Raw genomic sequence first — 12,038 nt, forward strand, 5'->3', positions numbered from 1 at the left:
GAGAGACGGCCTGGGAACCATGCCGGTTGCCGCGGCATCTCGACTGCTTGGGAGCGCCCCAATGATTGATCTCGACGTCGTGAATCTGTCGCGATTCCAGTTTGCCGCGACCGCGCTTTACCACTTCCTGTTCGTCCCTCTCACGCTTGGCCTGTCGTTCATCCTGGCCATCATGGAAAGCGTGTACGTCATGACCGGCCGCCCCATCTGGAAGCGGATGACCATGTTCTGGGGCACCCTTTTCGGCATCAACTTCGCACTCGGCGTCGCCACCGGCGTGGTGATGGAGTTCCAGTTCGGTATGAACTGGTCCTACTACAGTCACTATGTGGGCGACATCTTCGGCGCGCCGCTTGCGCTGGAAGGGCTGATGGCCTTCTTCCTGGAAGCCACCTTCGTCGGCCTGTTCTTCTTCGGCTGGAACCGCATGTCCAAGGTCAGCCACCTTGTGGTGACCTGGCTGGTGGCGTTCGGCACGAACTTCTCGGCCCTGTGGATCCTGATCGCCAACGGCTGGATGCAGAATCCGGTCGGCGCGATCTTCAACCCCGACACCATGCGCATGGAGATGACCGACTTCGCGGCGGTGATCTTCAACCCGGTGGCGCAGGCCAAGTTCGTGCACACGGTCAGCGCGGGCTACGTGGCCGGCGCCATGTTCGTGATGTCGATCAGCGCCTGGTACCTGCTGAAAGGCCGCCACACCGACCTGGCCAAGCGTTCGATGGCGGTGGCCGCCAGCTTCGGCCTGGCGGGCGCGTTGTCCGTCGTGGTGCTGGGCGACGAAAGCGGCTACCTGACCACGGAACATCAGAAGATGAAGATCGCGGCGATGGAGTCCATGTGGCACACCGAGCCGGCGCCCGCGTCTTTCAACCTGATCGCGATCCCCAACCAGGCAGAGCGCAAGAACGACTTCGCCATCGAGATCCCGTACGTCATGGGGATCATCGGCACGCGTTCGCTGACCACGCCGCTGCTGGGCATCGACGACCTGATCCTGCGCGCCGAGAACCGCATCCGCGACGGCATGGTGGCGTACGAGGCCTTGCAGAAGATCCGCGCCAATCCCAAGGACGTGGACGCGCGCATGACCTTCGACAAGACCTGGCCCGATCTGGGCTACGCCTTGCTGGTCAAACGCTACCAGGAAGACATGAGCAAGGTCACCGAAGCCGACATCAAGAAGGCCGCAGTGGACACCGTGCCCAATGTGGCGCCGCTGTTCTGGGCGTTCCGCATCATGGTGGCGGTGGGCATGTACCTGATCCTGTTCTTCGGCGTGGCCTTCTGGCTGGCCTCCCGCGGGCGCCTGGATAGCCGGCGTGGCCTGCTCAAGGTGGCGCTATGGAGCCTGCCGCTGCCGTGGGTCGCCATTGAAAGCGGCTGGTTCGTGGCCGAATATGGCCGCCAGCCCTGGGTGATCGAAGGCGTGCTGCCGACGTACTACGCCGCCTCGGGCCTGACGATCGCCGATCTGGCCATCAGCCTGGCTATCTTCCTGGTGCTGTACACGGTCCTCTTGATCATCGGCGTGAAGGTGATGCTGCACGCCATCAAGGCGGGTCCGAAATCCGATGGGCCGGTGGCGGGCAACGCCGCCGATCCTGTGCGCGCCGCCGTGCGCGCCTGAGGGGGAGAAGCAGATGGATACCCTTATTCCTTTTGACTATGGCACCTTGCGCGTGATCTGGTGGGGGCTGCTGGGCGCCTTGCTGATCGGCTTCGCCGTCATGGACGGTTTCGACCTGGGCGTAGCCGCCTTGCTGCCCGTCGTGGCCAAGACCGACGCCGAGCGCCGCGTGGTGATCAACGTGGTCGGCCCGGTGTGGGAAGGCAACCAGGTCTGGCTGATCACGGCCGGCGGCGCGATCTTCGCCGCGTGGCCGTTGTTGTACGCCGCGTCGTTCTCCGGGTTCTACCTGGCGATGATGCTGGCGCTGATCGCGCTGATCCTGCGCCCCGTGGGCTTCAAGTACCGCAGCAAGATGGAAGGCACCCGCTGGCGCAACAGCTGGGACGGCGTGCTGTGCTTTTCGGGCGTGGTGGCTTCGCTGGTGTTCGGCGTGGCGGTCGGCAACATCATCCTGGGCGTGCCGTTCACATTCCAGGGCTCGGCGCTGCGCATGGTGTACGAAGGCCATTTCTACCAGCTGTTCACGCCGTTTGCCCTGCTGTGCGGCGTGCTGAGCGTGGTGATGCTGGCCATGCACGGCGCGGTGCTGCTGGCCTGGCGCACGGAAGACCCGATTTCGTCGCGGGCCCGCAATTGGGGGCGATTGCTGGCGTTGGTAACGGTGGCGCTGTTTGTCGCGGGCGGCTTTTGGGTGGCGGGCGGCATCAGCGGGCACGTCATCACCAGCGCGGTCGACATGCAAGGGCCGTCGGACCCCATGCTCAAGTCCGTGAGCGTGCAGGCCGGCGCCTGGATGGCCAACTACGCGAAATGGCCGTTGATGTGGATCGCGCCGGCGCTGGGCGTGGCGGGCGCCGTGCTGGTGCTGCTGCTGTTGAGCGTGCGCGCCCATGTCCTGTCGTTCCTGGCTTCCGCGGTGTCGATCGCCGGCGTCATCCTGACGGTGGGCTTCTCGCTGTTCCCGTTCCTGATGCCGTCGTCGACCAATCCCCAAGCCGGCCTGACCGTCTGGGACGCCTCGTCCAGCCATCTGACGCTGTGGATCATGGTGATCGCGGTGGTCATCTTCCTGCCGATCGTGACGCTCTACACCGCCTGGGTGTATCGCGTCATGCGCGGCAAGGTCACCCATGATTCCGTGGGCGACACGCCCAACTCTTACTGATTAAGGAGCCTCCACCATGTGGTATTTCTCGTGGATACTCGGCTTGGGCCTGGCGTGTGCGTTCGCTATCCTCAATGCGATGTGGTTCGAGCTGCGTGAAGGGCATTCGCATGACCCGCGCGCCAGCCGTGGCGACGAGTGAGCGGCGGCGCTAGCACCCTCGAGCACGATCCTTCGGCCAGTCTGCAGAAACCGCCGCGCGAACAGTCGCGGTGGTTGATGGCGCTTGCCAGGGCGGCGAGGGTTCCGCTGATTTTCGCGGGGGCTGCCCCGCTGGTCAGCGGCGCCTTGTTGGTCGTGCAGGCCTGGTTGCTGGCCAGCGTGCTGGACGCGGCCATCGTCCGCCAGGCGCCGCGCCAGGAATTGCTGGCCGGCATCCTGGGCATCGCCGGGCTGATGCTGCTGCGCGCGTGCATCATCTGGGCGGGGGAACGTGCGGGGGCGGACGCGGCCGAACGCATCAAGCGCCATGTGCGCCAGACCCTGTTCGCCCGGCTGGTGGCGAAAGGCCCGTACTGGAGCCGCGGCAAGGCGTCGGGCGAATTGGCCAGCGCGGTCGTGGACCAGGTCGAGGCGCTGGACGGCTTTTTCGCCAAGTACTTGCCTGCGATGGCTGCCGCCGCGATGCTGCCGGTGGCATTTTCCGTGCTGCTGCTGCCAGTGGACGTGGTCGCGGGCCTGGTGCTGCTGATCACCGCCCCGCTGATTCCGCTGTTCATGGCGCTGGTGGGGTGGGGCGCGCAAGGCGCCAGCCGTCGGCACCTGCGCGCTTTCGCCCGCTTGTCCGGCTTCTTCGCCGACCGGCTGCGCGGGCTGTCCACGCTGAAGCTCTATGGCCGTGCCGAAGCCGAGGCCGCGTCCGTCGTGGCCGCCAGCGACGCGCTGCGCCAGCGCACGATGTCGGTGCTGCGCATCGCGTTCCTGTCGTCCGCGGTGCTGGAGTTTTTTGCCGCGCTGGGCGTGGCGGGCGTGGCCGTATATATCGGCCTGACCTATCTTGGATTTCTGGACGTGCGCTGGTCGCCTTTAACCTTGCAGGCGGGCCTGTTCTGTCTGCTGATGGCGCCCGAGGTCTATGCGCCGCTGCGCCAGTTCGCCGCGCACTATCACGACCGCGCCACGGCGCTGGCGGCCGTGACGCAGATCGCCGTGCTGTTCGATGGCCTGCCGCAAGACGACGCCGGCAAGGCACATCCGGCCGCGCACGGAACCGCGCTGCCGGCCGCGCCCGGATTGGGCGCGCGCGTCGACGTTCAGGGCTTGCGGGTGACGGCGCCCGGGCGCGGGCAAACCGTGCTGGCCGACGCCGAGCTGCAGCTGGCGCCGGGCGAGCAGGTGGCGTTGATGGGCCCAAGCGGCATCGGCAAGTCCACGCTGATCGAAGCGCTTGCCCGGCTGCGGCCCTTTGAAGGCGACGTCCGCATCGACGGCGTGCCGCTGGCCGGTTGGGACGAAGCCGCCTTGCGCGGGCGCGTGGCGCTGATCGGGCAGAAGCCGCAATTGCTGGCGGGGTCGATCGCCGACAACATCCGGCTCGGACGCCCGGGCGCGTCCGATGCCGATTTGCGCGAAGCCGCCCGCCGCGCCTGTGTGCTGGAGTTTTCGGACGCGTTGCCGCACGGCCTGGACACGCTGCTAGGCAGCCGGGGCCATGGCCTGTCGGGCGGCCAGGCGCAGCGCGTGGCGTTGGCCCGCCTGTTCTTGCGCGATCCCGGCCTGATCCTGCTGGACGAACCCACGGCGCATCTGGACGAGGCGACGCAGGACCGGGTGTTGGACGAAATCCTGGCGTTCTCCGCGGGCCGCACTTTGCTGCTGGCGACCCATGCGCCGACAGTCGCGGCCCGGCTTGGCCGCGTGCTGCGGGTGGCGCGCGAGAAAGTGGAAGAAGCATGAAGAACCTGTTGTTGCTCGTGCCCTTGTACGCGCGCCGTAAAAGCGGGCTTTTGCTCGCATTGTTCTGCGCGCTGGCGACTGTCGCGGCAGGCGTCGGCCTGCTGGGCGTGTCCGGCTGGTTCCTGACGGGCGCGGCCTTGGCGGGGGCGGGCGGGGTCTTCAACCTGTTCGCGCCGTCCGCGCTCGTGCGGGGCTTGTCCTTTCTGCGCATCGTGTCGCGCTATGCCGACCGCGTCGTGGGCCATTCGGCCACGCTGCGCTTGCTGGCGGATCTGCGCGCCACGGTGTTCGGGGCGCTGATCCGGCTGACGCCGCGCCAGTTGGCGAAGTACCGCAGCGGCGATCTGGTGGCGCGCATGACGGGCGACGTCGACGCGCTGGATACCGTCTTCCTGTTCGTGTTGGCGCCTTTGGCGACCGCCATCCTGGGGGGCGCCGTGCTGACGGCGGTGCTGGGCATGTGGGTGCCTGCCGCCGCGCTGGCGTTTGCGCTGGCGTTGCTGACTGCCTGTGTCCTGGTGCCCGGGTGGCTGCTGCGCGCGGCGCGCAAACCGGGGGCGGCCGCCCAGGAAAGCGCGGCCGGGCTGCGCGCGGCCACGCTGGATGCGGTGGACGGCCACGCGGACATGGTGGCGTTGCATGCGCAGGCGCCGACCGCCGCGCATTTCGAACGGCTGTGCGAAGCCAGCGCGCTGGCGCGCCGCAGCCAGGCCCGGGTGGCGGCGCGCGGGCAGTGGTTCCTGCAAGTCGCGGCCGGCCTGTCGGTGTTGGCCTTGCTGTGGTTCGGTTTGGGGACGCATGAGGCCGGGCAGATCGAAGGCCCCGTGCTGGTGGGCTTGCTGCTGGCGGTGATCGGCATTTTCGAGGTGGCAGGGCCGATCATGCGCGGCGCATCCCGCATGGGATCGGCGATGTCGGCGGCGGCGCGGATCCGGGAAGTGACCCAAGCGCAGCCGGACATGCAGGACGCGCCCGCCCCGCGCGCCTTGTCGTCAGCGGGCGTGCTGGAGCTGGACGGGGTGGTGTTCCGCTATCCGGCCCGCGCGCAAGGCGTTTGCCCGGCGGTGCTGGACGGCATCGACCTGCGGGTGGAACCGGGTGAGCGCATCGCCATCGTGGGGGCAAGCGGGCAGGGCAAGTCCACGCTGCTGCACCTGATCCTGCGCCTGGAAGATCCGCAATCGGGGCAGGTGCGATTCGGTGGTTGCGACGCGCGCGATTGCGCGCAGGCGGATTGGCACCGGCGCATCGCATTGCTGTCGCAGGACGCGCCCGTCTTCCTGGGCACCTTGCGCACGAATCTGCTGATCGGGGATCCCGGCGCGAATGATGCGGCCCTGTGGGGCGCGCTGGACGCGGCGAGGCTGGGGGATTTCGTGCGCGGCCTGCCCGACGGGCTGGATACCTGGGCGGGCGAGACCGGCTCGCAACTGTCGGCGGGGCAGGCGCGCCGCCTGTGCCTGGCGCGGGCGCTGCTGTCGCCGGCCGCGGTGATTGTGCTGGACGAACCGACCGCCGGGCTGGACGCTGCCGCGCAAACCGACTTCTTCAACGATCTGGCGCGCGCGGTGCGGGGACGCACCGTGGTGCTGGCGACGCACGCGGCGTTGCCCCCCGGGGCGGTCGACCGCTGCTACGAATTGCGCAACGCGCAATTACATGACTTGTCACCGGCGGCAATCCTGGCTTAAGCGCGGTGGCAAGGTTATAGTTCGCCTTGCTTCAATTCTTCAGGGCCGCCTTCCATGCAGACCGACAACGCCGAGTACATCCGGCGCACCATCCGCAGCGTTCCGGACTGGCCCCAACCGGGTGTCGTGTTCCGTGACATCACGCCGGTTCTGCAAGATCCGCGCGCGTTCCGGGTGCTGATCGATCTGTTCGTCTACCGCTACATGCGCCAGCGCCTGGATCTGGTGGCGGGCGTGGATGCGCGCGGCTTCATCGTCGGCAGCGTGCTGGCCTATGAACTGAATCTGGGTTTCGTGCCTGTGCGCAAGAAAGGCAAGCTGCCCTTTCGCACGGTGGCCGAGGAATACTCGCTTGAGTACGGCAACGCCGCGGTCGAGATGCACACGGATTCCGTGCGCACCGGCCAGCGCGTGTTACTGGTCGACGACCTGATCGCCACGGGCGGCACCATGCTGGCCGCCATCAAGCTGCTTCAGCGCCTGGGCGCGAACGTGGTCGAAGCGGCCGCGATCATCGATTTGCCCGACCTGGGCGGTTCGGCCAAGGTGGCTGCCACCGGTACGCCGCTCTACACGGTCTGTCAGTACGGCGACGCCACGCCATAACCTGGGCCGCGGCCAAGCCGCGGCGCCCTGATCACGAATCCGCCAGGCGCGGCTGGATGAAATCCAGGAATGCCTTGGTCTTGGCGGGCAGCATGCGCGACGGCAGCAGCGCGAACAGCGGCAGGGGCGTCAGGCTCCAGTCGGGCAGCACCCGCACCAGCCCCGCCTGCTTGATGGCGCGTTCCATCGCATCGAACACCAGCAGCGGCGTAATGCCCAGGCCCTGGCCGGCCAGGCGCCCCAGCATGCCCACATTGTTCGCCGACAAGCGGCCGGACACCTGCACGCGTTCCACCTTGTCGCCCGAATGGAGCATCCAGAAGGATGACTCTTCGCGCATGGTCGGCCGCAGGCATTCGTGGTGCGTCAGATCGCCGGGCACGCGCGGTTCGCCGTGGCGGGCCAGGTAGTCGGGCGAGGCGTACAGCTGGTGGGCCATCAGCACGATCTTGCGCGAGATCAGGCTGGAATCGGGCTGTTGCCCGAAGCGCAGGATCAGGTCGAACGGATTGCTGATGGGATCGATCGGACGCATGCTCAAATCGAAATCGCATTCGATGTCGGGATGCTGCTCGCGGAATTCGCTGATGACGGCCGGCAGGAACAACTGGGCCAGGCTGGTCGGCAGCGAAATGCGCAGGCGGCCCTTGGGCTGCACTGCCATGTCCAGCAACTGGTCGTGCGCAATGCGCGCTTCTTCCACGATGTGCCGGCAGCGTTCAAAGTAGATGGCGCCCGCTTCGGTCAGGTCGATCTTGCGCGTGCTGCGGTTCAAGAGGCGCATGCCCACGCTGCGTTCCAGTTCGCTGACCCGGCGAGAGAGCGTGGAGGTTGGAATATTCAAGGCTTCCGCGGCGTGGCTGAAGTTCTTGCGCTTGGCGACTTCGACGAAGAGCGCGATGTCGTTAAGCTGGATATCCATATGGCCCTCTAGACTCAAAATTCCATTTCTGGCAGATTTGTATGATAAATGGAATTATTGTCCCGCCAGTAGAAATGTCTATTTATCCACAAGGAACATCCCGTTCCCCATGTGGCGGACGCGTATCCCGTTGCCCAGCTTGCTTTCGGCTGAATGACCGCAAGGCCTGCTATGCCTGAGTCTGCGGGCGAACTGCGCAGAAATTGGGCAGATAGCGCCGGATACATCGTGCAATTGTCCCATCCGTGAAAAGATGTTCACCAAAATAAGGGTTTTTACTAGGCGCCAATCACCAGATACTTCGTCCCAGCAATCAAACAGTCACATCGCACCTGCCAGCCTGGCAGAAGACGCTGTGCAAGGTTTAGGATGGAGTCATCACAATGAAAGCCCTAGCAACCGCACTTATGGTCACCGCAACCCTGGTTGGCATGTCCGCCGCTCACGCCGATGGCAAGACGCGTGAACAGGTTCAGCAAGAACTGCAAGCCGCCAAGGCCGCAGGACAGGTCACGTTCGGCGAACTGGACTATCCGCCCGCCACTGCGACCCAGACCAGCCTGACGCACGATCAAGTCCAGCAGGAACTGCAAAGCGCCAAGGCCGCTGGCCAGGTCACAACCGCCGAGCTGGATTACCCGCCCCGCGCCGCCGTGTCGCAATCCGGTGGCAAGACCCGCGAGCAGGTCCGCCAGGAATTGGCCGAAGCCAAGGCCCGCGGCGAATACACCTTCGGTGAACTGGATTACCCGCCCAAGGGCAAGTAATTCCCAAGGCCGGATGCCCGGCCCCGGATGGTCACGAGAAACCCCTTGAGACGCCGAGGGGTTTTTTTATTGCCTGTCCGTTGCGCGGACGGCCGCGCAGTGTGGCGTATTTGCCGCAAAACTAGGCGCATGCGCGAACAAGTGTTGTCGGTGAATCCGGCGCGGCGAATGCGCCGGACGCGCGGTAATCCCGATTTGCGAGCAATGATTCATATTTGTTTTCAAGGCGTTAACGCCGGTTTCCTGGCCTTGCGGCATGTCAGGTGCGCGTCATTATCCCAACCATGGAAAGTAGTTCGTCGAAATCCGTGTTACTTCGGGTTGCCGCAAGCCGGACACTAGATTCAGTGCAGACGCCGCCTGCTTGTTCGCAGCGGCACGCAAAGGCCCCGTCGTTCGGACGGTGCGCTTGCGGTTGCCTTTTATCTCGCCATTTTGGGGACTTACATGAAGAAGACGCTATTGGCCGTCGCGTTGCTGGCAGGCTCTGCCGGCGCCGCGCAAGCCGCAGACTCCGTCACGCTGTACGGCTTGATCGACGCCGGTATCGGGTACGAGCAAGTGAAGTTCAATGGGGTGTCGCAAAGCCGCGTCGGCGGCGTGCAGGGCGTGAGCAGCGGTTCGCGCTTTGGCCTGCGCGGCACGGAAGACCTGGGCGATGGCTTGCGCGCCGTGTTCACGTTGGAAGGCGGCTTCGGCCCCATGAACGGCAAGTCGCTGCAGAGCGGCCGCCTGTTCGGCCGTCAAGCGACCGTCGGCCTGGACAGCGATTCCTGGGGCCGTCTTGAATTCGGCCGCCAGACGAACCTGGCGTCGAAGTACTTCGGTTCGATCGACCCGTTCTCGATCAGCTACAACACCGCCAACATGGGCACCACGTTTGGCAGCGCCAACACGATGCGCCTGGACAACATGGTCCTGTACCAGACCCCGAGCCTGAGCGGCTTCAAGGCGGGCGTGGGCTATTCGTTCAGCGCCGACGACAGCGTCAGCGACACGACGCAGACCGGTTTCGCCACGGGCGACAACAACCGCGTGCTGACCGCCGGTGTGCAATACGTCAACGGCCCGCTGAACCTGGCCCTGGCCTACGACCGCTTCGACCCGACGAACAAGCGTGTCGGCGGCCAGGACTCGGCCCGTATCCAGGAATACATCATTGGCGGTTCGTACGACTTTGAAGTCGTGAAGCTGGCGGCCGCGTTCGGCCAGACCCGCGACGGCTGGTTCGTCGGCCAGAACATGGGCACCACGCCCGACGGCATGAACAACCTGGGTTCGTTCAAGCTGGCTGACGGTTTCCGCGCCAATTCCTACATGATCGGCGCCACCGTGCCCCTGGGCCGCCACGCCGTGTTCGGTTCCTGGCAGCGCGCGACCCCGGGCAACGACAAGCTGACGGGCGACGACGCCACGTTCAACGTGTACAGCCTGGGCTATACCTACGACTTCACCAAGCGCACCAACCTGTACGCGTACGCCTCCTACGGCGACAACTACGCGTTCCAGCACGATGCGCGCGATACCGCAGTCGCCATGGGTATTCGCCACCGTTTCTAAGCGGCCAAAGCGCCCGACCGGACCTTGCTGAATGCGCGGCTCATCTCCGTGAGCCGCCGAGTGACAGCGAACCCCCCCCTACTTGGGTCCGGCCGGACGCGTTTGACGGTCAGAAGGGAAGGGCCTCCGGAAGGAGGCCCTCTCGCATTGGGGCGGCAGTTTGGCGCTTGGCGCCGGCGCTACAGGAACAGCTTGTAGGCCGGGTTGTCGGTCTCGTTCCAATGCGGATAGCCGAGTTCGGCCACGAACGTGCGGAATTGCTTCTTGTCCGCCGCCGGCACCTGGATGCCGATCAGGATGCGGCCATAGTCGGCGCCCTGGTTGCGGTAGTGGAACAGGCTGATGTTCCAATCCGGATTCATCGCATTCAAGAAACGCATCAGCGCACCCGGACGCTCCGGGAACTCGAAGCGGTACAGCAGTTCGTCGCGCGCCAGCGCCGAGCGCCCGCCCACCATGTGTCGCAGGTGGGTCTTGGCCATTTCATCATGCGTGAGGTCCAGCGTGTCGAACCCGTGGCGGCGGAAATTCGCGGCGATCTTGTCCGGCTCGGCGGCGGACGACACCTGGATGCCGACAAAGACATGCGCGCGGTCCGCATCCGAGATGCGGTAGTTGAATTCCGTGACGCTGCGTTCGCCGACCAGTTCACAGAAGCGGCGGAAGCTGCCGCGCTGCTCGGGCATGGTCACGGCGAAGACGGCTTCGCGCATCTCGCCCACTTCGGCGCGTTCGGCCACGAAGCGCAGCCGGTCGAAGTTCATGTTCGCCCCGCAGGCGATGGCGACAAGCGTCTTGCCCTTCAGGTGGTGTTCGGCCGCATACTGTTTGGCGCCGGCCACGGCCATGGCGCCTGCCGGTTCCAGCACGCTGCGCGTGTCCTGGAAGACGTCCTTGATGGCGGCGCAGATCGAATCGGTGTCGACGACCACGAAGTCGTCGACGTACTTGCGGGTCAGCTTGAACGTTTCGGCGCCCACCATCTTGACGGCGGTGCCGTCAGAGAACAGGCCCACATCGCTCAGTTGCACGCGGCGGCCGGCGCGCACGCTGCGCAGCATGGCGTCGGAGTCCTCGGTCTGCACGCCGATGATCTTGATCTCGGGCCGCAGCTGCTTGATATAGGCGGCCACGCCGGAGATCAGGCCGCCGCCGCCGATGGCGACGAAGATGGCGTCGATCGGGCCGGGGTGCTGACGCAGGATCTCCATGCCCACCGTGCCCTGGCCGGCGATCACGTCGGGGTCGTCGAAGGGGTGGACGAAGGTCAGCTTTTCTTTCTTTTCCAGGATCTGGGCGTGGGCGAAGGCGTCGGTGAAGCTCTCGCCCGCCAGCACGACCTCGCCGCCCAGCCGGCGCACCGCGTCGATCTTCACCTGCGGGCTGGTCGTGGGCATGACGATGACGGCGCGGCAGCCCAGCCGGCTGGCGGCCAGCGCCACGCCCTGGGCATGGTTGCCGGCCGATGCCGCGATGACGCCGCGGTTGCGCACGGCGGGCGCCAGGTTGGCCATCTTGTTGTACGCCCCGCGCAGCTTGAAGCTGAAGACGGCCTGGGTGTCCTCGCGCTTGAGCAGGACGGTGTTCGAGATCCGCTGGGACAGCTGGGGCGCGATCTCCAGCGGCGACTCGACCGCGACGTCGTAAACCTTCGAGGTCAGGATGCGTTTCAGGTAATCAGTGGACATGGACTGCGGCGGGACAAGAGTGGAGACGTGGGCACGATTATTGCAGGGAAAGCCGCAAGGCCGGATTCCCGGCCGTTATTCTCTTGCGCGCGGCTACACTCGCTCAT

Annotated in this window: 10 protein-coding genes; 8 read left to right on the plus strand and 2 right to left on the minus strand. The window is 65.8% G+C overall.

Going from position 1 to position 12,038, the window contains the following annotated elements:
- The first annotated feature begins 61 nt into the window (after nucleotides 1–61).
- The 6 genes from A9973_RS30580 (at nucleotide 62) to A9973_RS30605 (ending at nucleotide 6,994) form a co-directional block, all read left to right on the plus strand.
- Nucleotides 62–1,633, plus strand: coding sequence for a cytochrome ubiquinol oxidase subunit I (locus A9973_RS30580; protein ID WP_183011884.1), 1,572 nt, complete (start codon nucleotides 62–64; stop codon nucleotides 1,631–1,633).
- A gap of 13 nt (nucleotides 1,634–1,646) precedes the next feature.
- Nucleotides 1,647–2,801, plus strand: a complete 1,155-nt coding sequence (gene cydB / locus A9973_RS30585; protein ID WP_183011883.1) for a cytochrome d ubiquinol oxidase subunit II — start codon at nucleotides 1,647–1,649, stop codon at nucleotides 2,799–2,801.
- A 16-nt stretch (nucleotides 2,802–2,817) separates the two neighbouring features.
- Nucleotides 2,818–2,943, plus strand: coding sequence for a cytochrome bd-I oxidase subunit CydX (gene cydX / locus A9973_RS30590; RefSeq protein ID WP_105555915.1), 126 nt, complete (start codon nucleotides 2,818–2,820; stop codon nucleotides 2,941–2,943).
- Nucleotides 2,944–3,020: 77 nt separating this feature from the next.
- Nucleotides 3,021–4,697, plus strand: coding sequence for a thiol reductant ABC exporter subunit CydD (gene cydD / locus A9973_RS30595; RefSeq protein WP_255468988.1), 1,677 nt, complete (start codon nucleotides 3,021–3,023; stop codon nucleotides 4,695–4,697).
- A complete protein-coding gene (gene cydC, locus A9973_RS30600; RefSeq protein WP_183011881.1) occupies nucleotides 4,694–6,388 on the plus strand; it encodes a thiol reductant ABC exporter subunit CydC in 1,695 nt (564 codons plus the stop codon). The genes cydD and cydC overlap by 4 nt, the downstream gene beginning before the upstream one ends.
- 54 nt (nucleotides 6,389–6,442) lie before the next feature.
- Nucleotides 6,443–6,994: an adenine phosphoribosyltransferase gene (locus A9973_RS30605; RefSeq protein ID WP_183011880.1), complete on the plus strand. Its 552-nt coding sequence runs from the start codon at nucleotides 6,443–6,445 to the stop codon at nucleotides 6,992–6,994.
- 31 nt (nucleotides 6,995–7,025) lie between these two features.
- Here the strand turns inward: A9973_RS30605 and A9973_RS30610 are convergent, their stop codons facing one another.
- Nucleotides 7,026–7,916, minus strand: a complete 891-nt coding sequence (locus A9973_RS30610) for a LysR family transcriptional regulator (RefSeq protein WP_183011879.1) — start codon at nucleotides 7,914–7,916, stop codon at nucleotides 7,026–7,028.
- Nucleotides 7,917–8,299: 383 nt separating this feature from the next.
- Here A9973_RS30610 and A9973_RS30615 point away from each other — a divergent pair, with 383 nt between their 5' ends.
- Both A9973_RS30615 and A9973_RS30620 read left to right on the plus strand, forming a co-directional pair.
- Nucleotides 8,300–8,683, plus strand: coding sequence for a DUF4148 domain-containing protein (locus A9973_RS30615; RefSeq protein ID WP_183011878.1), 384 nt, complete (start codon nucleotides 8,300–8,302; stop codon nucleotides 8,681–8,683).
- Between the two features lie 447 nt (nucleotides 8,684–9,130).
- Nucleotides 9,131–10,243 (plus strand): porin, encoded by a 1,113-nt coding sequence (locus A9973_RS30620; protein WP_183011877.1) that lies wholly within the window; start codon nucleotides 9,131–9,133, stop codon nucleotides 10,241–10,243.
- Between the two features lie 179 nt (nucleotides 10,244–10,422).
- Here A9973_RS30620 and ilvA read toward each other — a convergent pair whose 3' ends face one another.
- Entirely contained in the window at nucleotides 10,423–11,997 is a 1,575-nt protein-coding gene (ilvA, locus tag A9973_RS30625) for a threonine ammonia-lyase, biosynthetic (protein ID WP_183012270.1), read from the minus strand.
- Between the last annotated feature and the right edge of the window lie 41 nt (nucleotides 11,998–12,038).

Source organism: Achromobacter sp. UMC46, from assembly GCF_014170335.1.
Lineage (GTDB): Bacteria > Pseudomonadota > Gammaproteobacteria > Burkholderiales > Burkholderiaceae_B > Achromobacter.